The organism is Acrocarpospora pleiomorpha, from assembly GCF_009687885.1.
Taxonomy (GTDB): Bacteria; Actinomycetota; Actinomycetes; order Streptosporangiales; family Streptosporangiaceae; genus Acrocarpospora; species Acrocarpospora pleiomorpha.
In genome coordinates, this window is the sequence record NZ_BLAF01000041.1 from 40994 (window position 1) to 66227 (window position 25234).

At 69.3% G+C, this 25234-nt stretch carries 23 protein-coding genes and 1 pseudogene; 8 read left to right on the forward strand and 16 right to left on the reverse strand.

Annotated features, from left to right (window positions below):
* Positions 1-122 precede the first annotated feature (122 nt).
* Positions 123-749: a DUF305 domain-containing protein gene (locus Aple_RS31175; RefSeq protein ID WP_246264901.1), complete on the forward strand. Its 627-nt coding sequence runs from the start codon at positions 123-125 to the stop codon at positions 747-749.
* A gap of 47 nt (positions 750-796) precedes the next feature.
* On the opposite strand, the gene Aple_RS31180 is transcribed toward Aple_RS31175, so the two are convergent.
* A complete protein-coding gene (locus tag Aple_RS31180; RefSeq protein WP_155348299.1) occupies positions 797-1441 on the reverse strand; it encodes an NADPH-dependent F420 reductase in 645 nt (214 codons plus the stop codon).
* 98 nt (positions 1442-1539) lie between these two features.
* On the opposite strand from Aple_RS31180, the gene Aple_RS31185 reads away from it, so the two are divergent.
* The gene (locus Aple_RS31185) at positions 1540-1914 is read left to right on the forward strand and encodes a winged helix-turn-helix transcriptional regulator (protein ID WP_174889898.1); all 375 of its coding nucleotides are present in this window, start codon (positions 1540-1542) and stop codon (positions 1912-1914) included.
* On the opposite strand, the gene Aple_RS31190 is transcribed toward Aple_RS31185, so the two are convergent.
* Both Aple_RS31190 and Aple_RS31195 read right to left on the reverse strand, forming a co-directional pair.
* Positions 1907-3193 (reverse strand): ArsB/NhaD family transporter, encoded by a 1287-nt coding sequence (locus Aple_RS31190; RefSeq protein ID WP_155348301.1) that lies wholly within the window; start codon positions 3191-3193, stop codon positions 1907-1909. The genes Aple_RS31185 and Aple_RS31190 overlap by 8 nt on opposite strands.
* 182 nt (positions 3194-3375) lie before the next feature.
* A complete protein-coding gene (locus Aple_RS31195) occupies positions 3376-3888 on the reverse strand; it encodes a CBS domain-containing protein (RefSeq protein ID WP_246264902.1) in 513 nt (170 codons plus the stop codon).
* Between the two features lie 194 nt (positions 3889-4082).
* On the opposite strand from Aple_RS31195, the gene Aple_RS31200 reads away from it, so the two are divergent.
* Positions 4083-5057: a HAMP domain-containing sensor histidine kinase gene (locus Aple_RS31200; protein ID WP_170321745.1), complete on the forward strand. Its 975-nt coding sequence runs from the start codon at positions 4083-4085 to the stop codon at positions 5055-5057.
* The gene (locus Aple_RS31205) at positions 5054-5704 is read left to right on the forward strand and encodes a response regulator (protein ID WP_155348303.1); all 651 of its coding nucleotides are present in this window, start codon (positions 5054-5056) and stop codon (positions 5702-5704) included. The genes Aple_RS31200 and Aple_RS31205 overlap by 4 nt, the downstream gene beginning before the upstream one ends.
* Here the strand turns inward: Aple_RS31205 and Aple_RS31210 are convergent.
* Complete coding sequence (locus Aple_RS31210) at positions 5701-6933, reverse strand: adenosylhomocysteinase (RefSeq protein ID WP_155348304.1); 1233 nt, start codon at positions 6931-6933, stop codon at positions 5701-5703. The genes Aple_RS31205 and Aple_RS31210 overlap by 4 nt on opposite strands.
* Before the next feature lie 45 nt (positions 6934-6978).
* Positions 6979-8406: an adenosylhomocysteinase gene (gene ahcY, locus Aple_RS31215; RefSeq protein WP_155348305.1), complete on the reverse strand. Its 1428-nt coding sequence runs from the start codon at positions 8404-8406 to the stop codon at positions 6979-6981.
* A 105-nt stretch (positions 8407-8511) separates the two neighbouring features.
* On the opposite strand from ahcY, the gene Aple_RS31220 reads away from it, so the two are divergent.
* Entirely contained in the window at positions 8512-8844 is a 333-nt protein-coding gene (locus Aple_RS31220) for a MerR family transcriptional regulator (protein WP_155348306.1), read from the forward strand.
* Here the strand turns inward: Aple_RS31220 and Aple_RS31225 are convergent.
* Genes Aple_RS31225 through Aple_RS31245 form a run of 5 tightly spaced genes read right to left on the reverse strand, consistent with a single transcriptional unit; the run spans position 8827 to position 12827 of the window.
* Positions 8827-9768, reverse strand: coding sequence for a cation diffusion facilitator family transporter (locus tag Aple_RS31225; RefSeq protein WP_155348307.1), 942 nt, complete (start codon positions 9766-9768; stop codon positions 8827-8829). The two genes, Aple_RS31220 and Aple_RS31225, sit on opposite strands and share 18 nt — an antisense overlap.
* 33 nt (positions 9769-9801) lie before the next feature.
* Positions 9802-10887, reverse strand: a complete 1086-nt coding sequence (locus tag Aple_RS31230; protein WP_155348308.1) for an SIS domain-containing protein — start codon at positions 10885-10887, stop codon at positions 9802-9804.
* Positions 10884-11057, reverse strand: coding sequence for a Trm112 family protein (locus Aple_RS31235; protein WP_155348309.1), 174 nt, complete (start codon positions 11055-11057; stop codon positions 10884-10886). Before Aple_RS31235 ends, Aple_RS31230 begins: the two co-directional genes overlap by 4 nt.
* Positions 11054-12406 (reverse strand): phosphomannomutase/phosphoglucomutase, encoded by a 1353-nt coding sequence (locus tag Aple_RS31240; protein WP_155348310.1) that lies wholly within the window; start codon positions 12404-12406, stop codon positions 11054-11056. Before Aple_RS31240 ends, Aple_RS31235 begins: the two co-directional genes overlap by 4 nt.
* Positions 12407-12461: 55 nt before the next feature.
* Positions 12462-12827: a DUF3499 domain-containing protein gene (locus tag Aple_RS31245; protein ID WP_155339014.1), complete on the reverse strand. Its 366-nt coding sequence runs from the start codon at positions 12825-12827 to the stop codon at positions 12462-12464.
* A gap of 127 nt (positions 12828-12954) precedes the next feature.
* Here Aple_RS31245 and Aple_RS31250 point away from each other — a divergent pair, with 127 nt between their 5' ends.
* A complete protein-coding gene (locus Aple_RS31250; protein WP_155348311.1) occupies positions 12955-13383 on the forward strand; it encodes a metallopeptidase family protein in 429 nt (142 codons plus the stop codon).
* Here Aple_RS31250 and Aple_RS31255 read toward each other — a convergent pair whose 3' ends face one another.
* From Aple_RS31255 to Aple_RS31270, 4 genes are all read right to left on the reverse strand, one after another.
* Entirely contained in the window at positions 13384-14796 is a 1413-nt protein-coding gene (locus tag Aple_RS31255; protein WP_155348312.1) for a DUF5719 family protein, read from the reverse strand.
* A complete protein-coding gene (locus Aple_RS31260; protein WP_246264903.1) occupies positions 14793-17585 on the reverse strand; it encodes a glycosyltransferase family 2 protein in 2793 nt (930 codons plus the stop codon). Before Aple_RS31260 ends, Aple_RS31255 begins: the two co-directional genes overlap by 4 nt.
* A 171-nt stretch (positions 17586-17756) precedes the next feature.
* Positions 17757-17999, reverse strand: coding sequence for a WhiB family transcriptional regulator (locus tag Aple_RS31265; protein WP_155339096.1), 243 nt, complete (start codon positions 17997-17999; stop codon positions 17757-17759).
* Between the two features lie 195 nt (positions 18000-18194).
* The gene (locus Aple_RS31270; RefSeq protein ID WP_218038578.1) at positions 18195-19670 is read right to left on the reverse strand and encodes a hypothetical protein; all 1476 of its coding nucleotides are present in this window, start codon (positions 19668-19670) and stop codon (positions 18195-18197) included.
* A 644-nt stretch (positions 19671-20314) separates the two neighbouring features.
* On the opposite strand from Aple_RS31270, the gene cofD reads away from it, so the two are divergent.
* A complete protein-coding gene (gene cofD, locus Aple_RS31275; RefSeq protein WP_155348314.1) occupies positions 20315-21268 on the forward strand; it encodes a 2-phospho-L-lactate transferase in 954 nt (317 codons plus the stop codon).
* Between the two features lie 50 nt (positions 21269-21318).
* On the opposite strand, the pseudogene Aple_RS31280 reads toward cofD, so the two are convergent.
* Together Aple_RS31280 and Aple_RS54810 are read right to left on the reverse strand one after the other, a co-directional pair.
* Positions 21319-21578: pseudogene (locus Aple_RS31280) on the reverse strand (transposase family protein); the annotation flags it as partial.
* 333 nt (positions 21579-21911) lie between these two features.
* Complete coding sequence (locus Aple_RS54810) at positions 21912-24029, reverse strand: DUF6055 domain-containing protein (protein ID WP_174889899.1); 2118 nt, start codon at positions 24027-24029, stop codon at positions 21912-21914.
* A gap of 497 nt (positions 24030-24526) precedes the next feature.
* Between Aple_RS54810 and Aple_RS31290 the strand changes: the two genes are divergently transcribed.
* Positions 24527-25234: coenzyme F420-0:L-glutamate ligase (locus tag Aple_RS31290; RefSeq protein ID WP_155348344.1), on the forward strand; the 708-nt coding region annotated here is incomplete at its 3' end.

The following is a 25234-nucleotide window of genomic DNA, read 5'->3' on the forward strand; positions in this document are numbered from 1 at the left end:
CGTTTCTTTACCGGAGCTGTCAGGCAAGCCGTCAGGATGTCACAAATAACTGACGATCTGTCTCCTTTACTGTCACAACCCCCGGGCCATAGGTTCCAGGGAAACACCGAGAAGGGGGACGAGTGCGCACCAGAGCTCTCATGATCAGCCTGGCGGCCACCGCACTCCTATCCGCCTGCTCATCCCCCGCCGATCCGCCCAACGTCATCACCGACGCCCCGGTCATCGTCCCCGGCAAACCGGGCGAGGTCGCCGCCACCCTCACCCCCGGCCAGACCTTCGCCCCCCTCCCCTCCCCCACGATCAACGCCACCGACGTCCGCTACGTCCAGGACATGATCGTCCACCACCGCCAGGCCCTGGAGATGGCCGCGCTGGCCCCCGACCGCGCCCAGTCCCCCCGCCTGAAGTCCCTGGCCGACCGCATCTACGACGCCCAGGGCCCCGAAATCCAGACCATGACCACCTGGCTCGAAGAAGAGGGCCTCCGCGAGCCCGACCACCACGCCGACCACTCCACGATGCCCGGCATGGCCACCCCCGCCCAGCTCACCGACCTCCGCAACGCCAAGGGCGAACCCTTCGACACCCTCTTCGTCACCCTGATGATCGCCCACCACAAGGGCGCCATCACCATGGCCGAAACCCAGTTGATCAACGGCTCCCACGACCGCGTCCTCACCTGGGCCCAGGACGTCGTCGCCGAACAGAGCGCCGAAATCACCCGCCTCCAACGCCTACTCGGCTAGCCCCGCCGGCCGCTCCTCGCTTGGCGCAGAGGAGGCGCCGGCGAGGATCACGGCACCACCGACGGGACGCGCGGGATGGCTGCGTTGGGGTCGGAGCCGCCGAACGCCAGCCCGATCACGAAACCCGCGACCTCCTCCAGTTGGCGGGCACGATCCAGCGACCCCAGCACGGCCGGCACCCCGCCGACATCACGCACGAGCGCGCCGACGACCTCCAGCGCCGCCGGATCGTCGCCGCATATCGCCACCGTCGCGGGCTCACCATCGCCTGGCGATCTGGTCCACATCTCCGCGGGAAAGAGATGGAAGGCTTTGACGACATGAGCTCCCGGAGACAGCTTGGCGATCCGCTCCGCCATCGCCTCCCCGGGGCCGGTGACCAGCACACCGACACCATGTTCGACGGCGTTCGTGGGATCGATCAACGCCGTCCCCGCCAGCAGGCCCTCGCCCGCGCCCGCGCTTCCCAGCATGTCCTCGACGCCTTCCCACAACACGGCGAGCAACACCGCATCGCGCCCGGTGACCGCCTCACGGGCCGTGACAGCACGCGCCCCTCCCCCCAGCCGCTCCGCGAGCTCCCGCGCCTTGGCCTGCGACCGCCCGGCGACCACCAGCTCATGCCCCGCCCGCACCCAGCCCGCACCCAGTCCCGCCGCCAGCGTTCCCGTTCCCAGGATCCCGATTCGCATGGTCTTCCCCTCTCTCTCGGCACTCGCCTGGCCGCTACGGTAGAGAAGGCGTTACGCACCAATCGGTGCATGTCAACCGCGCGACAATGGCCAACAAGATGAGTGATCACTGCTACGACCTGGTCGCCGACTGCCGCCTGCGCGCGGCCACCGACCTCTTCGCCCACACCTGGGACCCCGTCGTCCTCGCAGCCCTCCGCCCAGGCCCACGCCGCCGCCGCGAACTACGCGCCGCGATCGGCGGCATCAGCGACAAGGTCCTCACCGAGGCCCTGCACCGCCTCCTCGCCAACGGCCTGCTCACCCGCCACGCCCACGCCGAGTCCCCACCCCGCGTCGAGTACGACCTGACCAGCCTGGGCCAGAGCCTGGTCGACGGCCCGATGCAGGCCCTCGCACGCTGGACGATCGAACACGGCGACGAACTTTTCGACGCCCAGGAAAGCGCGGGAGGTTTACGACAAACTAGGTGAAATAGCGCAGCCAGACGTACACCCAGGCCATCAGCGTGCTCAGGATGGTTACCAAGATGCCGTACTTGGTGAATTGCCAGAAGCTGATGCGGTGGCCGGCTCGGGCAGCGATGCCGAGGGCGACGACGTTGGCGCTGGCCGCGACCGCGGTGCCGTTGCCGCCGAAGTCGGCGCCTAGGGCGAAGGCCCACCACAGGGCCTGGCCGGTCTGCGGGTCGGGGGTTTGCGCGACCATTCCTTCGACGATGGGCGCCATCGTGGCGACGTACGGGATGTTGTCGAAGAAGGCGCCCAGCACGCTGGAGCCGAACAGCAGGCTCGTGGCCGCGACGAAGTAGTTGTCGCCGAGCGCGTCGATGGCCCAGGTGCCGATCGTGGCGATGACGCCGGTGTGCACCAGGCCCGCGACCATCACGAACAGGCCCATGAAGAAGACCAGAGTGGGCCATTCGACCTCGCTCAGGACATCCGAGGTGTCGACGCGGGACACCAGCAGCATCACGCCGGCACCCACCAGGGCGACGATCGAGGGTTCCAGGTGCAGGACGGCGTGCAGGCCGAATCCGACGACGACGCCGGCGAGCACGATCAGGCAGCGGATCAGCAGGCGCGGGTCCGTGATGGCCCGGCGTTCCTGCAGCGCCATCACCGACGCCACATGCTCGGGGTTGTACTGGAACGACTTGCGGAACAGCACCCGGGTGAACAGGACGAACACCACGAACACGACGACCACGATGGGCGCCATGTGGATGAGGAAGTCGTTGAACGTCAACCCGGCACGGCTGCCGATGATGATGTTGGGCGGGTCGCCGATGAGCGTCGCGGCACCACCGATGTTGGAGGCGAGCACTTCGGCGATCAGGTACGGCTGCGCCGGGATGCGCAGCCGATTGCAGACCACCACCGTGACCGGCGCGACGAGCATGATCGTGGTGACATTGTCGAGAATCGGCGAAGCGATCGCCGTGATGGCCATCAACATGACCATCAGCCGGTACGGCCTGCCCCTGGACTTCTTGGCCGCCCAGATGGCGAGGTAGTCGAACACCCCCGTCTGCTTGATGATCCCAACGATGATCATCATGCCGAACAGCAGGAAGATGACGTTCCAGTCGATGCCCTCGTGCTCGGAGAAGAACACGTCCTTCCCGGGGATCAGCCCCAGCACGGCCATCGCCCCCGCGGCGATGAGGGCCGTCTTGACCTTGTCCGCCTTCTCGGTGGCGATGAAGAAGAACGCCACGCAGAAGATCCCAAGAGCGATGACGGCGCTCATCGGTCACGCCCCGGCGGTCCGGCCCGTCCGGTGCCCGAGAGCTGGGGCCAGGGCGGCCTGGGCGTGCGGGAAAGGGGCATGCGGGAGCGGTACACGGAAATCTCCTCCGGTCGAGGGCATACGGTCGCGTCAATGGCCGAGGAGAACTCAATGGCCGTGGAGAACGGCGGAACCGGGTTCGGTCAGTCTTCGAGGCCGGACAGCGCCAGATTGGTGAGCAGCCGCTCCAGGGTGATCGCCCCGACCAGCGCGCCGTCCCGGTCGACGACCGCCACCAGCGGGCTGTGCAGCCGGGCCATGAGGGCGGCCACCTCGAGCAGGTTCGCGCCCGCGGGCACGGTCACCGGCCTCGGCGGCTGGCGCGGCAGGCAGTCGCCCACCGTCAGCTCGGCCAGCTCCCGCCAGAACTGGTCGGCGTGCTCCTCGTCGATCGTCCGGGCCAGCCCGGGATCCTCCTGGTACGGCACGGGAACCGCCAGGCGCAGCACCTGGGTCCCCGGCAGCACGGCCCGGGGCCTGGCCTTGTCGTCCACGACGATCAGTCCCGGCAACCGGCCCAGCGCCATCACCCGGATGGCCTTCACGACCGGGTCGGCGGCGGTCACCGTCGGGAGGCTCACAGCGATGTCACGTGCTTGCATGGCATCATCCAGTGCGGTCGCGGCGTCGTCGCCGGGCTCGGTCGTACAGGTCATATCCACGTCGAAACGCCTCCGTTCCTGAAGCGATGGTGAATCGGGCCCCGATCCGACTTCAGTCTTCGTGAAGTCAGGGGCCGGCCACCATCGGTCCCAGCACCCATCTGTGCCGGGTATGACATGCAGAGGGCCTGCGCAGATGGGAGGCAACCCGCATGGACAGCGGGCTGCCGCGACGAAAGGCTGGTGATATGAGCGACCGGACCCCTGCCCAAGCGCTGTTCTGGCGGCTGTTCGTGATCAACGGGCTGGTGTTCGCGGCGGGAACGCTCGTGCTCGCTGTGTCCCCGGCCACGGTGTCCTCGCCGATCCTGCTGACCGAGGTGCCGGTCCTGACGGTCGGGCTGGCGCTGATCCTGGCCGCCAACGCGCTGCTGCTGCGTACGAGCCTGGCCCCGCTGGACGCGCTGGCCACGCTGATGCAGCGGGTGGACCTGCTGCGCACCGGGGACCGGATGGCCGACAGCGGCAACAGCGACCTCACCCACCTGATCCACACCTTCAACGCGATGCTCGACCGGCTGGAGGCCGAACGCAGCGCGAGCAGCGCGCACGCTCTGGCCGCGCAGGAGGGGGAGCGGCAGCGCATCGCCCGCGAGCTGCACGACGAGATCGGCCAGAGCCTGACCGTGGTGCTGCTGGGCCTGAAGCGGGCGGTCGACCGCGCGCCCGACGACCTCCGCCCGGAGCTGCACGCCGCCCAGGAAACGGTCCGCGCCAGCCTGGACGAGGTACGGCAGGTCGCCCGCCGCCTCCGCCCCGGCGTCCTGGAAGATCTCGGGCTGCACAGCGCGATGAGCTCCCTGAGCAGCGACTTCTCGCAGGTCAGCGGCATCTCGGTGACCCGCGAGGTGGATGCCGACCTGCCCGCCCTCGGAGCGGACGCCGAACTCGTGCTCTACCGGATCGCCCAGGAGAGCCTCACCAACGTGGCCAGGCACGCCCACGCCACCCGGGTCGAGCTGTCCCTCACCGCGGACCCCGGCGCGGTGACGCTGCGCATCCGCGACAACGGGCGCGGCTGCGTACGCCAGGACGGCGCCGGAATCCGGGGCATGCGCGAACGCGCCCTGCTCATCCACGCCCGCCTGACGATCGACTCCCCACCGGGCGGTGGCACCGAGGTACGCCTGGTCATCCCCAACACGGTGGAGCGAAGCCGGTGAACAAGACACGGATCCTGCTGGCCGACGACCACGCCCTGGTGCGCCACGGGCTGCGGCTGATCATCGACGCCGAACCCGATCTGATGGTGGTCGCCGAGGCCGCCGACGGCGCGGAAGCCGTCGAAGCCGCCTCCCCCGACCAGGTCGACCTGGCCATCCTGGACATCGCCATGCCACGCATGACCGGCATCCAGGCGGCCCGCGAGATCTCGCGCCGCGCCCCCGGCATCCGCATCCTGATGCTTTCCATGTACGACAACGAGCAGTATTTCTTCGAGTCGCTCAAGGCGGGAGCCTCGGGCTACGTGCTCAAGTCGGTCGCCGACCGCGATCTTCTGGAGGCCTGCCGGGCGGCGATCCGGGGCGAGCCCTTCCTCTACCCCGGTGCGATCACCGCACTGATCCGCGACTACCTGCAGCGCGCCCGGCAGGGCGACCGCCTGCCGGAAAGCATCCTGACCCCCCGGGAAGAGGAGATCGTCAAGCTGATCGCCGAAGGCAATTCGGCCAAGGAGATCGCGCAGACCCTCGTCATCAGCGTCAAGACGGTCGACCGGCACCGCGCGAACATCCTGCAGAAGCTCGGCATGCGCGACCGGCTTGACCTGACCCGCTACGCCATCCGCTCCGGCCTCGTCGAGCCCTAGCTGCCGAGCCGCCAGGAGTGCAGGTAGGACTCCTGGTCGGGGGTGAGGGTGTCGATGGTGATCCCGGCGGCGGCGAGTTTCAGGCCGGCCACCTGGGTGTCGATCTCGGTGGGGACGTCGTACACGCCGGGTGCGAGGCGGGAGTGCTCGCCCGCCAGCCAGGCGGCGGCGAGGGCCTGCGCGGAGAAGGACATGTCCATGACCGCGGCGGGATGGCCCTCGGCGGCGGCCAGATTGACCAGGCGGCCCTCGGCGAGCAGGAGGAGGCGGCGACCATTCAGGAGGTATTCATCCATGTTTGGACGAATACCGGGGTGCACCGACGAAGCGAGGTCGGCCAGGGCTCGGACGTCGATCTCGACGTCGAAATGCCCGGCGTTGGCAAGGATCGTGCCGTCCTTCATCTCGACGAGGTGCTCGGCGCGGATCACGTCCCGGTTGCCGGTGACGGTGATGAAGACGTCCCCGATCGAGGCGGCCTCGGCCATGGATCGCACCTCGTAGCCCTGCATGGAGGCGTCCAGGGCCTTCACCGGGTCGATCTCGGTCACGATCACGCGGGCGCCCAAACCCTTGGCGCGCTCCGCGACGCCGCGGCCGCAGTAGCCGAACCCGGCGACCACCACCGTACGCCCCGCCAAAAGCGCATTTGTCGCCCGCATGATGCCGTCGAACGTCGACTGCCCCGTGCCATACCGGTTGTCGAACATGCGCTTGGTACGCGTGTCGTTGACCGCCACCATCGGGAACTTCAGCGCGTTCTCCGCGGCCATCTGGCGGAGCCGGATGATCCCGGTCGTGGTCTCCTCGCAGCCGCCGAGAACCGGAATCTCGGTCCGCTCGGTGTGCAGGATGTTGACCAGATCGCAGCCGTCGTCCAGCACCAGATCCGGCGCGATGTCGAGCGCACGATGGATGTGCCGGTAGTAGGTGTCCCGATCCACCCCGGCACGGGCGTGCACGGCGATCCCGTAGTCGCCGAGCGCCACCGCCACGTCATCCTGCGTGGACAGCGGATTGGAGGCGGCGAGCGCGATCTCCGCGCCCCCCGCCCGCAGCGCGCCCATCAGCACCGCGGTCTCCGCCGTCACGTGCAGGCAGGCCGCGATCCGTACGCCATCGAAAGGACGCTCCCCGGCGAACCGCGCCCCGACCGCCGTCAGCACCGGCATCGACCGCGAGGCCCAGCCGATCCGCCGTTCCCCGGCCTCGGCCAGCGATCCGTCCACAACTCCCCCGTTCGAGGGGCCCCCGTGAAGGGGCCCCTCAACGTCCTAGTACCGGTAGTGATCCGGCTTGTACGGACCCTCGACATCCACCCCGATGTACTCGGCCTGCTTCTTGGTGAGCGTGGTCAGCTTCACCCCGAGCGCGTCCAGGTGCAGCCGGGCGACCTTCTCGTCCAGGTGCTTGGGCAGCACGTAGACCCCGATCGGGTACTGCTCGGTCTTGGTGAACAGCTCGATCTGGGCGATCACCTGGTTGGTGAAGGAGTTGGACATCACGAACGACGGGTGGCCGGTCGCGCAGCCCAGGTTCATCAGGCGGCCCTCGGCGAGCACGATGATCTGGTGGCCGTCGGGGAAGGTCCAGGTGTGCACCTGGGGCTTGACCTCCTCCTTCACGATGCCCGGGATGCGGGCCAGACCGGCCATGTCGATCTCGTTGTCGAAGTGGCCGATGTTGGAGACGATCGCGTTGTGCTTCATCTGCGACATGTGGTCCGCGGTGATGATGCCGAAGTTGCCGGTCGTGGTGACGAAGATGTCGGCGCTGCCGACCACGTCCTCCAGGGTGGTGACCTGGTAGCCGTCCATCGCGGCCTGGAGGGCGCAGATGGGGTCGATCTCGGTGACGATGACCCGGGCGCCCTGGCCGCGCAGTGCCTCCGCGCAGCCCTTGCCGACGTCGCCGTAGCCGCAGATCACGGCCACCTTGCCGCCGACGAGCACGTCCGTGGCCCGGTTGAGGCCGTCCAGCACCGAGTGGCGGGTGCCGTACTTGTTGTCGAACTTGGACTTGGTCACCGAGTCGTTGACGTTGATGGCCGGGAAGAGCAGCTGGCCGTTGTTGAACATCTCGTACAGCCGGTGCACGCCGGTGGTGGTCTCCTCGGTGACGCCCTTGATCTCGGCGGCGATGGCCGTCCAGCGCTTGGAGTCGTTCACCGTGCGGCGGAGCAGGTCGAGGATGATGCCCCACTCCTCGGGGTCGTCCTCGCTCGCGGTCGGCACGGCGCCGGCCTTCTCGAACTCGGCGCCCTTGTGCACGAGCAGGGTGGCGTCCCCGCCGTCGTCCAGGATCATGTTGGGCCCGGTGCCGTCCGGCCAGGCGAGCGCCTGCTCGGTGCACCACCAGTACTCTTCCAGCGTCTCGCCCTTCCAGGCGAAGACGGGCACGCCCTTGGGCTCTTCGGGGGTGCCCTCGGGGCCGACCACGACCGCGGCGGCGGCGTGGTCCTGGGTGGAGAAGATGTTGCACGAGACCCAGCGCACGTCGGCGCCGAGCGCGACCAGCGTCTCGATCAGGACGGCGGTCTGGATGGTCATGTGCAGCGAGCCCATGATCTTCGCGCCGCGCAGGGGCTGGCTGGCGGCGAACTCGCTGCGGGTCGCCATCAGGCCCGGCATCTCGTGCTCAGCGAGTCGGATCTCCTTGCGGCCGAAGCCGGCAAGCGAAAGGTCGGCGACCTTGAAGTCCATCTGGGGTGTCCCCTCTCGTAACGACATCTGCGAGTTTAAGGGCCCGATCGGCCTTCGTGCCTACTCGAGGGGCCGAACCTCACACAAGAATGTAAGAATAGGCGGATGCGGATAACCGAAGCGGCGGCGCGGCTGGGGATGTCCCCGCGCATGCTCCGCTACCGAGAAGCGCTCGGGCTGCTGCCGCCGGTCCGCGAGAAGGGGTCGCACCGGCGGTTCGGCGAGGAGGAGCTGGCGGCCGTCACCCAGGCGGTCGAGCTGGAACGGCGCTTCGACGTGTCCCCCGCGGAGCTGGCCTTCGCGCTCCGGGCGCTGTCGGAGCCGGCGGTGGCCCAGGCCGTGCGGGACCTGGGCCTGCGGATCGGGCGGATCCAGGCGCCGCGCCGAGCCCTGGACTTCGAGAAGGAGAAGGCCCTGCGGCTACTCCGCGGCCGGTAGCTTCGCGGCACCGTTCGAACGGTCGAGGTCGGGCTCCAGGTAGATCACCCGGGCGATCGGGACCTGGGCGCGGATGCGCTGCTCGGCCTCGTCGATGCCGCGCGCCACCTCGGCCGCCGTGTCGTCGTGGTCCACGGCGATCTTGGCGGCCACCAGCAGCTCTTCGGGGCCGAGGTGCAGCGTCCGCATGTGGATGATCCTGGTCACCTCGGGCGCGCTCTCCAGCGCGGTGCGGATCTGCGCCTCCATCTCGGGGCCCGCGCCCTCGCCGATCAGCAGCGACTTGGTCTCCAGGGCCAGGATCACCGCGATGACGGCCAGCAGCACGCCGATCATGAGGGTGCCGATGCCGTCCCAGATCCCGTCGCCGGTGATGACCGCCATCGCCACGCCGAACAGCGCGAAGATCAGGCCGAGCAGCGCGCCCAGGTCCTCCAGCAGCACCACCGGCAGCTCGGGCGACTTGGACCTGCGGATGAACGACACCCACGACTGCGTGCCGCGCACGTGGTTGGACTCCACGATGGCGGTGCGGAACGAGAACGTCTCCGCGATGATCGCGAAGATCAGCACCCCGAACGCCCACTGCGGCGAGGTGATCTCCTCCGGGTGCGAGATCTTGTGATAGCCCTCGTACAGCGAGAAGACCGCGCCGATGGTGAACAGCACGACCGCGACCACGAAGGCGTAGAAGTAGCGCTCCCGGCCGTAGCCGAAGGGGTGCGCCGGGGTGCGATCCCGGGCCGCGCGCCTCCCGCCGACCAGGAGCAGCGCCTGGTTGCCCGAGTCGGCGACCGAGTGCACCGATTCCGCGAGCATGGACGACGAACCCGTGAACAGGAACGCCACGAACTTGGCCACCGCGATGGCCGCATTGGCGGCCAACGCCGCGATGATCGCCTTGGTTCCGCCACCCGCGCTCACTCAACACTCCTCAAGAACTCGACCAAGGAGATCCTATTGGCCAATTCTTGCCCTCAGTTCGGTGATTGCCGAGACAGGGGCCGGATCGATGCCGTAACCGAGCGACAGATAGACGGCGGCGTAGTCGCCCAGGCCGATCACCGTGGCCAGGCGTTCCAGTGGATGGCCGGGTTCCGCGGCGATTTCGGAGACGTGCACGCCGCGGTCCTGCGCGAGCCGTACGGCCAGTTGCCGGGCCTTGGCAGCCTGCGGATGCTCGTCCGCGTCGCGGAGGACGAGCAGGCGCAGCGAGCGGGTCGGCTCGTCGGCGAAGATGTCGCGCTGGGCGAGCGGGCCGTCGAAGGCGGCGACCTGGTTGTGCCCGGCCTCGGGGAGTTCGCCCCAGAGGGCGGGATAGCGCGCGGTCTCGTTGAGCCGGGTGGCCAGCCGGTGCGCGGCGACGCCCATCAACCGGGACGAGCCCCAGATCATCGGGATCGTCTCGGCGATCTCGTCGGCGAGCGTCTTGCCCGGGTTGATGAACGACTCGCTGGAGGGGCGGCACCGGTGGGCCACATCCTCCAGCCGTTTGGCCACCGACTCGAACAGATCGACACCCGCGTCCACCAGGCCGAGCGAGGCCGCGGCGGTGAGCAGCGGGACGGCATAACCCCACAGGCCCTGCCCGGAGGATGCCGACACGAAAGGCGCGTTCCTGCGGGTGGCCAATGCCTGCAGGGACGAGGCCTTACCCCCGACGGCCAGCAGGCGGCAGCCGCGCCGCGCGGCCTCGGCGGCGACCGTCAGGGTCTCCTCGTCGTCACCGGCCGCCATCACCAGGTCGGCCGCGCCCACCCACCCGGGCAGCCGGTAATCCCGGACGGTCGTGATCGGCACCGACGAGCCATACCCGCAGACCGCGTCCAGCACCTCTCCGGCGAGCCCGGCGACGCCCATCCCGGCCACCACGATCGCCCGTGGCCGCCCCTCGGACGCGATCGTGTCCACGGATGCCTCGACGGCGGCCCGATGCGCCGTGCGGATCTGGGCGGCCGAGGAGGCGACCGAGACCAGCATGCCCGCGCTATCCCCTCCGGCCAGGTACGCCTGGTCGTCGAGCTGCTCAGGCTGCCAGTTCATGCCTTGCGGGCCTCGTCCACGAGGAGCACCGGAATGTCGTCACGCACCGGATAGACCAGCCCGCAGGATTCGGAGGTGCACGCCAGCTCGTCGCTGTCGGCGGACGCCCGGAGCGGGGACTTGCACGAGGGGCAGGCCAGAATGTCCAGCAGCCAGTCGTCGATCTTCAAATCCCTTGTACCTCTCTCAGAACCTCGTCGCGCACCGCAGCCATCGAGGCCGCGTCCGCGCCTTCGGCGTTCAGCCGGAGCAGCGGCTCGGTGTTGGACGCGCGCAAGTTGAACCACCAGTCGGGGCCGGTCACGGTGAGACCGTCCAGCTCATCGAACGTAACACCGTCGCGGGCCTGGAACGCCGCCCGCACCTGGGCGATCGCGGCGGCCTGGTCCGCCACCGTGCTGTTGATCTCGCCGGAGGACGCGTACCGGGCATAACCGGCGAGCACCTCCGACAGCGGGCGGTCCTGCTCGCCGAGCGCGGCCAGCACGTGCAGCGCGGCCAGCAGGCCCGAGTCGGCGAACCAGAAGTCCCGGAAGTAGTAGTGCGCCGAGTGCTCGCCGCCGAAGACCGCGCCGGTCCTGGCCATCTCGGCCTTGATGAAGGAGTGCCCGACCCGGGTGCGGACCGGCACCCCGCCGTGCTCGCGCACGATCTCCGGCACCCCGGTCGAGGTGATCAGGTTGTGGATGATCGTCGAACCCGGGTGTTTGGCCAGCTCGCGGGCGGCGACCAGGGCGGTGATCGTGGACGGCGAGACCGATTCGCCGCGCTCGTCGATCACCCAGCAGCGGTCGGCGTCGCCGTCGAAGGCGAGCCCGAGGTCGGCGCCCTGGTCGAGCACGGCCTGCTGCAGGTCGCGCAGGTTCTCCGGCTGCAGCGGGTTGGCCTCGTGGTTGGGGAAGTCGCCGTCGAGCTCGAAGTAGAGCGGGCTGAGCGCGATCGGCAGCCCGGCGAACACCTCGGGGACGGTCAGCCCGCCCATGCCGTTGCCCGCGTCCGCCACCACCCGAAGCGGCCGGATGCCGGACAGGTCCACCAGGGATCTGAGATGGCCGGTGTAACCGGCCAGCAGGTTCTTCTCCGTGACGCTGCCGGTCGAGTGGCCGAGCGGGCGGCCCAGCAGCTCGGCGGCTCGATCCCTGATCTCGATGAGGCCGGTGTCGCCGCCGATCGGCACCGCGCCCGCGCGGCACATCTTCATGCCGTTGTAGCGGGCCGGGTTGTGGCTGGCGGTGAACATCACGCCGGGCAGGTCCAGGCTGCCGCTGGCGTAGTAGAGCAGATCGGTGGAGCCGAGCCCGGCGTTGATCACATCCGCGCCCCTGGCGGTCGCGCCGCGCGCGAAGGCGGCGGCCAGCGGCCGGGAGGAGTCCCGCATGTCATGGGCGATCACCAGTGACGTCGCCCCGGTGACCTCGGCGAAAGCGGCCCCCACGGCTTCGGCGATCTCCTCGTCCAGTTCGCCGGGAACCACGCCGCGCACATCGTACGCCTTGAAGATCGTGGCGAGGTCGCCCACTCCAGCCCCTAAGTATTCGCGAACAATACGGTTCGAGCCTATCGGGCCGAACCGGTCACCGTTCGCGGTTAGGTTGAGCGGACTTCAGCACGCGGAGGTGACCGCGGCGGCCCACCTCGACCGCCTGCCCGGTCGGCTCCCCGGCGGCGGGCGCGGGTCGCGCCGCCTCGCGCACGGCGTTCGCGAGGGCCTCCAGGTCGTCTCCACTCGGGGCGCCCGGCTCGTACGGCAGCCGCACCACCTCCCAGCCTCGGGGCGCGGTGAGCCGCTCGGCGTGTTCCGCGCACAGGTCATAGCAGTGCGGCTCGACGTACGTCGCCAGCGGGCCCAGAACTGCGGTCGAGTCGGCGTACACGTACGTGAGCGTGAAGACGGCAGGCTGCCTGCAGGCGGTACGGGAACAGCTGCGGACGGGGCTCACGGAGGGACCGTATCCGGTCCGCGTTCACATTGCCACCACCCCGCGCCTCTTAACGAGCGTGTCGCCACAATCCGGACACCTAAGGAGGCCGTCCGTGACCTTTCCGTGGCTCAAATAAGCTGGCCGGATGAGTCCTCGACGACGCGACCGCCACGGCCGGGGCATGCGTGGCCCGCTGGCCCCCTCCCACGTGCCGATCGCCAAGTCACGCGGCGAGCGTTTCGACGACCTCGTGCTGGACGCGGTGGACCGGCTGCGGGTGCGCTGGTCCAGGGAGCTGTCCGCGGTGGAGTTCGGGGTGGAGGAGGTGCCCAGGGCGAGCGAGCTGATCGACGGTCCCGGGCGGCTGGCCTCCGATCCGATCCCGTTCGGACGGGCCGAACCGGCGGCGCGCGGCGAACCGGCCATGATCGTGGTCTACCGGCGGCCGATGGAGGCGCGCGCCCGGGATCGCGAACATCTGGCCGGTCTGGTGCACTCGGTGGTCGTGGAGCAGGTCGCCAACCTGCTGGGCCTCACCCCGGAGGCGGTGGATCCGGGGTACGACGACAGCTGATCAGGGCAGCACGGTTCGCGGTGAATCGGTGGTCGGCGGGACCAGGGCCCAGGTTCTGGCCATCTGGAGCGGCTGGGCGGTGATGAGCTGGCCCGAGGAGGTCTTCTCCTCGATCACCCGGCCGCCGTAGACCGGACCCGAGCCCGGCTGCGGGGTGATCACGACGCTGAAGCCCTTCTCGTCGCCGCTGAGTTTGATCTCGCGGGTGCGCCCGGCCGGGATCGCGACCTCGGTCGGGGCCGAGGGTGCGCCCTCCTTCGGGAGGAGCTGGACCTGGACGGTGGCGGCTTCGAAGGGCGCGGAGAGGATCAGGCGCGAGGTCTGCGTCTTGCCCGCCCTGCCGTCGGCCACGACGCTGCCGAGGTCGATGGAGGGCGCCCCCGCGGTGAACGCGACGTCCCGCTGGTCGCCGGTGCCGGTGATCTCCAGTCCGGCCACGATCGGGATCGGCGAGGTGAGCACGAGCGCGGCCGGCTGGCCGCCGATGCCCGTGGACAGGTCCATGGTGGTGGTCGCGCCGGCGGGCACGCTGACGTCCTCGCGGTTCTTCAGGGCGTACGAGCCGTCTTTGAGCACGGCCTTGACCTGGACCACGGTGTCCTGCTCGCCGGGGGCGGTGATGTACAGCTTGCGCTGGCCCGCGCTGCCGGGTATCCCGGGGACGACCACGCGGGTCGCGGGCTCCCCGGCCAGGGGCAGCCAGTCGGCGCCCTTGCCACCGCCGAGCAGGACTTCCACGGCGGCGGTCACCCGGCCCCGGCTCGCGATCACGTGCAGACCCATGACCAGGGGCGAGGTGGTCACGTCGCGGAGTTTGACGGTCCGGTGCTCGCCTGGCTTCAGGACCATGCCGGTGGACTGCTCGGTGACGACCAGGCCCTCGCCCGCGTACACGACGAAGGAGACGTCGGCGGGGGCGGCCTCCACGTTGGACAGGTGCAGGGTGAGGTCGGCGGCGGCCGGGCCGGGGCCGACGAACCAGGCGCTGGCGCCCGGCTCGACGCAGCGCACGCCGGACAGGCCGCGGGCGTCGCCGGACAGCGTCCTGCTGATCCGGGCCGCCTCCAGGCCCGAGGCCATCGCGCCGGTGGCGACCACCCTGATCGGGTCGGCGTCCTTGGCGGCGGTCTTCTGCCAGAGCCGCCCGGCCTCGGAGAGGGTGACGGGCTTGTCGCCGTCCAGGACCTCGGCCTTGCCGGAGCCGCGCGGGCCCGGCGGGGTCACCGCGCTGATGGTCGCGCCGCCCGGGTCGGGGCAGACGGTGGAGACCGACTCGATCGCGGCCTTGACCGGCTGGACGGGCGCGACCCTGACGGGGGCGGGGCGGCTGACGAACGCGCCGCCGTACACGGCGGCCAGCGCGATCAGGACCAGGGCCAGCAGGCCGAAGCGGTTCTCGATCAGGCGTCTCACACCAGCACCCGCTCTCCGGCGACCTGCTCCTCGAACTGGGCCTCCGGCTCGGCTGGGCGGGCGCCCGGCGCGGCCAGGATGAGCACCAGCACCACCAGGCCGCCCTGCGCCCACAGCCAGCCGCGCTGGAAGGAGTCCAGCGGCGGAGGCGGCGTCGGCGGAGCCACCGGGACCACCATCCGCCAGAGTCCCGACGATTTGGACAGGCTGACCCGGGTCAGCGCCGGTTCCGAGTCGAGCGCGCGGCGCAGCAGCGGGTCGATGGGCGCGGGAACGGTCACGAACAGCACGCCCCGGGCGGCGAGCGCCGCCGCGTCCTGCCCGCCCCGGCCGGAGGCCAGCCCGGCGACAGCGCCCGTGACCTGCTGGTCAGGGGTCACGCCGTCGGACTCGCCGATGAGCAGGCTGCGGCCGCGCAGCAGCGTGTACGACAACGCGCCGCCCGAGGATCGCAGCACCAGCGTGCCCTCGCCGTTGGCGGACTTGACGGCGGCCAGGGACGGCAGCGGGTCCCGGATGTTCCAGGTCAGCGGGCCGCGCGCGCCCACGTAGATCCACAGCCCGGCGGCGGCCAGCGGGGTCGCGAACGCCACCAGCGAGATCAGCAGCGCGCCGAACTTGCGCCAGCCGCCGGCCTTGCGGAACTCGGCGACCCGGTGCGCGGCCAGCGCGGTGCACACCAGCAGGCCGGTGGCCGCGAACGCCAGCGGCACGCCCGGCCACGCCGACAGGCGGCTGACCACGGTGGCCACCAGCACACCGAAGATCGCCACACCCCAGCCGACGGCGACGATCAGCTGGTGGCGGCGGAGCAGCAGTGCTCCCAGGGCGACGGCGAGCAGTCCGGCGGTGGTCCAGAGCGGCGGGGTGCCGGGTCCGCCCGGGTTGAGGGTGAGGAGGGCTTCCGGGGGCAGGCGGGGGTCCGCTGGCAGGGGGAGCCCGGCCTCTTGGAGGATTCTGATTGGATTCGCGGCGAATGTGGCCAGCCATGGGAACAGCAGCAGGATGGGGACCGCGAGGCTGATCGCCAGTGAGACGCCGACGCCGCGCCGTACGCCGCCGAAGGAGAGGGCCGCCAGCGCGCCCAGAACGAACACGAAGCCATACAAGAGCGGAACGAAGGCCGTTCCAACCGCCAGCAGTAAGCCGAGCCCCCAGGCGGCTCTGCGGGCCGGGCGGCCCTCGTCGGAGAGCACCCGGGTGGCCAGGGACGCGTAGGCGGGCAGCAGCACGATCACGACGGCCGAGCCGATCCGCCCTTCGGCCACGACTCCGGTCGCCACCGGGAGCAGCGCATAGGTGGCGGCCAGCCAGACCCTCGCCGGGACGTACGGGATGATTCGGCGCGTCGCCACATAGGCCGAAAATCCCGCCAATGGGACGCAGCCGAGCAGCAGCACCGCGACGGCCAGCCAGATCTTCCCGAAGAACAGCGTGGACAGGGCCGCGAGGACCGCCACGTAGGGAGCTTGCTCCCCTTCCAGGTAGAGATCCCACAGATCGGACGCGCCGCCCACCACCGGAACCAGCGCGCCCCCGCCGAGCAGGCCGCCGGTGGCCATCCGCCAGTGCGCGGCCACCGTGACGGCGGTTAGGAGCAGGCAGAGCCGTACGCCAGGATTGCCGAACACTCTGCGCAGCACGCTGCCGTCGTCGTTGAGCAGCTCCTCGCCCTCCTCCTCGGGAGAGGCGGCGACGGCGTGGTGGCGTCCGGCGGAGTCCATGGGGCCCGCGCCCGCGAGCTGGCCGCGGATCATGTCGAAGATCCGGCGGATGGCCGCGCTCGGCGGGGTGAACAGGGGTTTGACGAGGGCGTAGCCCTGCTTGCGGTTCTTCTTGCGGGCTTTGCGGGCGCGCCGCAGCTTGCCGGGATGGAAGAGCACCGAGCCGAGCGCGACGATCTCGTCCAGCGCGTGCGCGGGCTGCTTGGCCAGCAGGAACAGGAAGGTTCTGAGCAGGGAGCCGAAGGTGTTCCTGAGCATCGACCAGAGCATCGCCAGGAACGGCAGGTTGATCATGATCACGAACAGGGCGTAGCGGCGGGCCAGGCGGCGCGGGTGGTCGTCGCTGGCCGCGATCCGGCGACGGCGGCGGCTGGACGCCTCCGCGTGGTACGCCATGGCACTGGTCACCGCCAGCACCCGGTGTCCGGCCGCGCGGGCCCGCCAGCAGAAGTCGAGGTCGTCGCGGAACAGCGGGAGCTTCGGGTCCAGGCCGGACAGTTCATCCCAGACGTCGCGGCGGATGAGCATCCCGGCGGTGGAGACCGAGAGCACGTCCCTGATTCCGCTGGTGTCGTGGTCGTGCTGGCCCTGGTCGTACTCGCGAGGTTCGAGGCCGGTCTCCCTGCGGCCCGACCTGGCGACCGTGACGCCGATCTCCAGGAGGAGCTTGCGGTCCAGCCAGTCGCGGAGTTTCGGACCGAGGATCACGGCTTTCTGGTCCTGATCGGCTGCCCAGAGCAGGGTCTCCAGGGCGCGCGGGTCGGGCGCGCAGTCGTCGTGGATGAGCCAGATCCACTCGGTGCCCCGGACGGCGGGCGGGAGGCGGCGCATGACGTCGTGAACGGCTTCCGCGAAGCCGGTCGAGCGGGGCATGCTGACGACCGCGTTGGGGCCGAACGCCTGGGTGAGAAGCTTGGCGCTGTCGTCGCGGCTGCCGTTGTCGACGCCGACCACCCGGTCCGGCCGATAGGTCTGGCCCAGCACCGCCGAGAGCGTCTCTCTGAGCCAGCGCGCGCCGTCATGCGCGACGACGATGGCGGTGACCGAATGCACCGGGGTTTGCACGGGGGTCCTTGGGGTCTTTCGGGCGATTTATCCGGAAATTTCCGGAAATGTTCGGGGGTTTGTCCTGCTTTGCGGGCCTACCTTATGCCAACCCTGGATCCGCCCGTGGCCCGAAGAACCCGAAAGGCTGCGGGGGCCACAGGTGTGGCCCCCGCGTGTTTCGCACTTCAATCAGACGGCCTGACGCTTGATGCGCCGTCGCTCCCGCTCCGACAGCCCGCCCCAGATACCGAATCGCTCGTCGTGTTCCAATGCGTATTCAAGGCACTCCGCGCGCACTTCGCACGCCCGGCACACCTTCTTAGCCTCTCGGGTGGAGCCGCCCTTCTCTGGAAAGAACGCCTCCGGATCGGTCTGAGCGCACAACGCGCGCTCCTGCCAACCCAGATCTTCACCGTCGAGCGCCTGTGCCATGACCGGTTCGGTCACTGCACACCTCCCTGTCGCCCGCCCGTCACCAACAGTGCCCCCTAAAACGCCGTCCTCATACCCACCTTGAGGAAGGCGTAACAACACAGCTGTAATTACACGCGTGTCTCAGGTGCGGCGTCAAGCGGCATACCGATACCCGGGGAAAGACGTGCTTGCCCCGGTATCTGGCGGTCTAGATCAGTGGTCTCGGCGGTCGGAACCATACCAATGCGGGGTTCCATCGGCCCCCTGAGCTGCTTGTTCTCTACCCACACCTTCCTCGGGCTTTGCCTGCTGGCGCTCCGGCTTGTAGATCGCGGTGGGGTCCAGCAGTTCGTTGCCGGGCAGCGGATCGTTCAGCGGATCGCCCTGGAAACGAGCTCGCTCGGGCCCGCTGAGCGGATCGCCCAGATAACGGCCGAGGTCGGGGCTGCTGAGGGGATCACCCTGATAACGCGAGAGATCGGGGCTACTGAGAGAATCGCCCTGGTAACGGATGGTCTGCTCGGGCCCGCTGAGCGGATCACCCTGGAACCGATCCTGCTGGTACGGCTCACGCGTCTGCGGATGCCCGAGCGGGCTGTTGTAAACCGGCTGCGCGGGCTGCTGAACCGCCTGCGGGAGCGCCTGCTGGACCGGCGGAGGCAGCTGGGACTGCTGAGCCTGCTGAGGCGGCGGCTGGGGCGCCGTGGGGGCCTGCTGGTAGGACTGCGCCTGCTGGTACGCCTGAGCGAGCTGCTGCTCCCGCAGGTCACCCTCATAGGACGGCTCGTACGCCTGCTGCGCGAACTGCGGCGCCGCGTACCCCGAGAACGACGACCCTCCGTAGTTGCTCTGATTCGCCTGGTACGCGGGATCCTGGTAGACGGGTTCGTTGTACACCGGCTCCTGATACACGGGCTCCTGATACACCGGCTCGTTGTACACCGGCGCGTTGTAGGTGCTCTCGTTGTAGGTCGGCTCGTTGTAGGCGACCGGCGGGAAGGACGGCGAGTCGCCGGCGTACCCGTGCTGGTCGAACACCGGCCCTTGCGGCGGCGCCTGCTGGGGGACCTGCTGTGGAGCCTGCTGGGGGGCCGCGTTCACGGGCGGCCGGTACGGCTCCCCGAAACCGTTCCCTGAAGGTTGAACGACTTCGTGCCGGGACGCGTATCCCTGGTCGTATACCGGGGCCGCATAGGCGTCCTGGGTGCGATCGGCGGAACTGTCGGCCGAGCCGTACACCAGGCCAGGCTGTGCGGGATGTTGTTGGTGCGGGGCGGCGGGCAACGTGGAGGGGACGGAGGGATCCTGAACGGGACCAGTGGGAACGGGAGCGCCAGCGGGCTCCGGGGACGGGTACGAGCCGTAACCCTGGAATCCGTCGTTCTGGTAGCCGCCGAAGAACGGCTCCTCGTTCCTGCCGTTGTTCCTGTCCCTGTTCCGGTCCTGGGGCTTCCTGGCGAGCGGCGGGCTGACGGTGCCGAGCACGTACAGCGCGGCGATCGCCTCCAGCGCCACCTTGGGCAGCAACCCCAGCAGCATGCGGAACTTGTCGCCGAAATCCACGTCGGCGAAGAGCAGGACCGGCGCGCTGAGCAAACCGAACACCACCGTGAGCGCGAGCGCGCCCGCCGCGATCAAACCGATCAGACGGCTCCTGGGCGTCGGGTCGCCGAACCGGGTCGTCACCACCACGGCACCCACGGCCAACGCCGCCGTAGTCGCCGACGAAAACGCCTGGTACGCGCTTCCCACGCTCGACGTGAACGAGCCACCGAAGATCCCGGTTACAAAATCCCAGATACCGGGTAACACGCTTGAACACACCACCGCGAGCATGATCCAAGCGGCGGGCTCACGCAGCCTCGCCGGTTCAACCTTGATCACAGTGACCCCCTGATTGCCAACGGCATGCAAACGGCATACCAAGACGAGTTTCGCACATGCCTGACTTTGCCGTCGGCTGACCCACCAAGCTCATGTTTCCCCCGAGTGTCGTATGTCCCACAAATCCCGACATGTCGTCGCAGGTGGGAGGGGTGGTGTGGTCGGGCTTGTGGGGATGTCGGGGGCATGTCCAGCGTCGTCCGCGCCGTGGTGTGGGGGTGTCAGTGAGCAGGTTCTTTCACCGTCCGCGCCGTGGTGGGAGGGTGATGGAGCCGGGCGGTGGACACGTCGGTGGGCATGTCCTGGGTCGTCCGCGCCGTGGTTCGGGGGTGGCGGTGGGATGTCGGTGAGCAGGCTCTTTCGCCGTCCACGCCGTGGTGCGTGGGTGATGGTGCGGGGTGATGGGGCCGGGCGGTGGGGATGTCGGTGGGCGGTGCGAGGATGGCGTCATGCGTATCGTGTCCCTCGCGGGCGGCGTCGGCGGGGCCCGATTCCTCCGCGGCCTCCAGGCGGCAGCTCCCGACGCCGAGATCACCGTGATCGGCAACACCGGCGACGACATCACCCTCTTCGGGCTCCGGGTCTGCCCCGATCTCGACACGGTGATGTACACGCTGGGCGGTGGCATCAACGAGGACCAGGGCTGGGGCCGGGCCGCTGAAACGTTCACCGTCAAGGAGGAGCTCGCCGCCTACGGCATGGAACCCCAGTGGTTCGGCCTGGGCGACCGCGACTTCGCCACCCACATCATCCGCAGCCAGATGCTCGCCGCCGGATACCCGCTCTCCCAGGTCACCGAGGCCCTCTGCGCTCGCTGGAACCCCGGCGTGCGCCTGCTCCCGATGTCCGACGACCGCACCGAGACCCACGTTGTCATCACCGACGACACCGGCCGCCACGCCGTGCACTTCCAGGAGTGGTGGGTCCGCCTGCGCGCCTCCGTCCCCGCCGAGGAGATCGTCCTGGTCGGCGCCGCCGACGCCAAACCGGCCCCCGGCGTCCTGGACGCCATCGAAGCCGCCGACGTGGTCATCCTCCCGCCCTCCAACCCCGTCGTCAGCATCGGCACGATCCTCCAGATCCCCGGCATACGCCCCGCCCTGGAAAGAAAGCCCGTCGTCGGCGTCTCCCCCATCATCAACGGCTCCCCCGTCCGCGGCATGGCCGACGCCTGCCTCACCGCCATCGGCCGCGAAACCACCGCCCAATCCGTCCTCGACCTGTACGGCGCCCCCCTCCTCAACGGCTGGCTAGTAGCCGAAGAAGACGCCACCACCACCCACCCCGGCATAACAGTCGAACCCCACCCCCTCCTCATGACCACCCCCGAAACCACCCGCACCCTCGCCCACGCCGCCCTAACCCTCGCCCTCAACCTGGCCAACAAGCCCACCCACCCGTAACCAGCGGGCCCTTCCGCGCAACGAACGTCCACTCCATGTGATCTTCGCGACAAAGCGCGGCCGTGTTCGAGGCGGAGCAGCACATGTGCCGCCTCGACGATCAAGCCGATCCGCCGGGGATCCAAGCTCACCCGGCACAATGCCTTGAAGTAGTCTTGAGCAGGGAATTCGCGCGCTCGACGACACCATGAACCGCTCGGATCAGCTGGTTGTACTGCTCTTGCGCGATGGTCAGCTCCCCGCCCTTCGGCTTCTTGATGGGGTGGCGGAGCGCCAGGCTCAGATTCTCGTATCCCAGATCCGTCAAGGTCAGCACGCCCTGCCCAGCCAGGCCGACCGCCCTTTCGGCCTTCTTCGCGCCGGCCACCCTTCGGCCTTCCTCGCGCCGGCCGACAAGATGGCCAGGCTCGTCAACGCCGCCCTGCTCGCCGCCGGTTGACGGCGAGCAGGGCGGCGGGCCGTGACTACCGTGCGGTGCAGGTGAGGGTGGGTACCGCGTTCGTCGCGCCGGATGTCCCGAGGAATCCGAACGTCAAGGTCGGCATGCCCTGTTCCGCCAGACCGGCCACCCTTCGGCCTTCCTCGCGCCCGCCGACCACCCTGCTCGCCGCCGGTTGACGGCGAGCAGGGCGGCGGGCCGTGACTACCGTGCGGTGCAGGTGAGGGTGGGGATCGCGTTCGTCGCGCCGGATGTCGCGAGGAAGCCGAACGTGGTGGTCGCGTTGGACGCGAGTGAGCCGTTGTAGTCGACGTTGGCCGCGGTCACCTGGGAGCCGTTGCTGGTCAAAGCGGTGCCCCAAGATTGCGTCACGGTTTGGCCGTTGGCGAAGGCCCATGTGGTCGTCCAGCCGCTGATCGCCGAGGTGCCGGCCTTCACGGTGACCTCTCCCTGGAACCCGCCCTGCCACTGACCGACGATCTTGTAGGTCGCCGTGCAGCTCTTGCCGGTCGGCGTCGGAGTCGGCGTGGGGGTCGGAGTCGGCGTGGGGGTCGGAGTCGGCGTGGGAGTCGGGGAGGGAGTCGGGGAGGGAGTCGGGGAGGGAGTCGGGGTCGGGGTCGGGGAGGGTGTGGTGGGGCCGATGGCGAGTTCGGCGTCGGTGAAGTTGCTGAAGGTCGGGTTGACGTCGGTCTCCCCGCCCCTGCCGTCGCAGTTGCGGTCGGGATTGAACATCAGGTACGTGCCCGAGCTGCAGGCGATCCACAGCTCGGCGTCGCCGCCGACCACGATGTTGCCGCTGAGGTTGGCGCCTCCCTGGATGAGGGCGTTGTCCTTCACGACGGCGTTGCCGCCTACCGTCGCGCCGCTGTTCACCCAGGCCAGGCCCTCGATCCGGGCATTGCCGTTGACCGTGCTGTTGCCGTACACGGCGGCACGTGGGCCTACGTACGCCGTGGCGGCGACGTTGGCGCGGTTGTCGACCCAGCCGCCGCCGTTGGAGTGCCAGCGGCCGCCGCCGGGAGCGGCCGGTTTGGTGTAGCCGGGCTCGAAGCCGGACGGCGCCGCGCCGTCGACGCGGAACGCGTACGGGTAGCGGTAGTTCTTCGGGTAACCGTCGAGGAAGGCCCAGTGGTGAACGGTTCCGGGGGTGGCCGTCACGACCAGGTAGACGTCCCTCTCGCCGGGCTGGGTCTGGAAGCTGATCGTGCTGTCGGCCGAGCTGGTCAGCGGGCCGTACCGGGGTACGCCGTTTCTGACGGCGACGAAGCCGTACGTCCATCCGGACTGGGCCGCCGTGTTGACGTGGCCCTTGAAATGCAGCCTGATCAAGCCACCGTCGGTGCTCGGCACCAGCTTGATCTTGTTGTAGCCGTAGTCGGAGGGCGCCATGGCGTCCGGGATCTTGTAGTGACCCGCCGACGCGTTGACCGCCTCCACCGGCACACCGTTGTAGGCCGTGATGAAGGGGTAGAGCTGGTTGATGAACGGCATGAAGTTGGCCCGGTTGGTGTAGTCCCAGGTGACCTGCTTCTGGGCGTACTGTCCGACCCGCGTGTTCAGCTCGGCCTGGGAGATGCCGTTGATGCGCCGGTAGACCTCAAGCGGATGCTCGTTGTTCCGCGCCTCGTTCCAGATCCGGTTGAACATGGCCAGTCCGTCGCGGTCCTTGACGTACTGCATGAGCATCCAGTTGCCGTAGTGGTGCCGGCTGCTGCCCCAGTGCAGGTTCTCGGTGCGCACGAAGCGGGTGAGATCGCCGGCGGCGGTGGTCGGATAGACCTGCATGGCCATGAACTCGGCGCTGGTCTCCCAGAACGTCCCGGCCGACTGGTCGGTAAAGCCGAACCCGGGGCGCCCGAGGAAGGTGTAGTTCTGGAAGACGTGCCCGAGTTCGTGCGCCAGGCCCCAGGAGCCGGGCTGGGCGGCGCCGGGAGCGATGTTGATGACGCCGACGACGCCGTCGGTGGACCCGCCGGTCGCCCAGGCGTTCAGACCAGGGGCGTTCGACCAGGTCTGCGTGATGATCACGTTGATCTTGTACTGCGCGAGGTAGCCGGTCTCCGGGGTGAACCGCATCGTGTTCACGTAGAAGGAGTACAGGTTCTCCAGCTGGCTGAGGATGTTGTCGGGATTGAACCGGTACTGCGAGGGTGCGGTCATCGGATCTGTGCCGGACAGGTCACCCCAGAGCAGGATGAAGTTCGCCGACTGCTTGGTACGGGCGCTGGTCCACGGCACCTCGCCGGTGCTGGCCCAGCGGCTCGGGATGTAGACGGTCTTGGTCGCCGCGGACGCCGGGATCCTGAGTGTTAGCGCTAACATCACTACCAGCACGGAAATGAGTGCGGGCGTGCGGCGCCACCGCCTGGTCAGATGCGTCACAGAAGTCCTCCAGTCGCATGGGAGCGTGAGAACTGAGCTGACCGCCTGACCCGGCGCTCGGTCACGCGCCATCGTGCGACCCAGATCCGACGCCGTCAAGGCCCGACGGCCGGAAATAGCCCATCCGGACCGCCCCAGCCCTCCGACGTCCTGGCCCCATTGGCCCGGGTCTGAGGTGACCGGTGCTTCGATTGGGGACAGGCGGGCCGCGCGGATCGCCGGGTAGAGGCCGACCACGCCCCGCCGCGCGATGCCCACAACCGCGACCATCGCGGCGATGCCGATCGCAGTGCCGCATGCCGACCATGCAAGCGGAACATTGACGTGACGGCTCATCCGGCTGCAGGCGCCGAAGGTTTGTCATAGATGATGCGAAGTGGACACCCTTTGGTGCCAGAGATGATCGGCGCCGACATATGCGGATTTGAGGAGAAGCAATGATTCAGATTGAGGGCATTGAGGGTCTGCCGGAGGTTGGGGCGGGAGACGACATCGCCGAGTTGGTGGCCCGATCTGGGGTGAAGGTTGCCGATGGGGACATTTTGGTGGTCACGTCGAAGATTGTGAGTAAGGCAGAAGGGCGGGTGCGGCAGGGAGAGAGCCGGGCTGAGGCCATCGAGGAAGAGACCGAGCGGGTGGTGGCGCGGCGCGGGGATCTGGTCATCGCGGAGACGCGGCACGGTTTCGTGATGGCCGCCGCCGGCGTGGACGCGTCGAATACCGAGCCTGGGACGATCCTCCTGCTTCCGGAAGACTCCGACGCCTCAGCCCGGCGGATCCGGGCGGGCATCCGCGAGCGCCTGGGCGCCGATGTCGGCGTGATCGTCTCCGACACCTTCGGGCGGCCCTGGCGTCACGGCCTGACCGACCTGGCGATCGGCGCGGCCGGAGTCCGCCCCCTCGAAGACCACCGCGGCCAGTCCGACCCCTACGGCAACCCCCTCAACGCCACCGTCACCGCCCTGATCGACGAAATCGCCGCCGCCGCCGAACTGGCCAAAGGAAAGCTCGCCGGAATCCCGATCGCGATCGTCCGCGGCCTCCCCCACCTGATCACCGAAACCGACGGCCCCGGCATCACCGCCCTCCTCCGCCCCGCGGGCGACGACCTGTTCCGCCACGGCTCCGCCGACGTCGTCTACGCC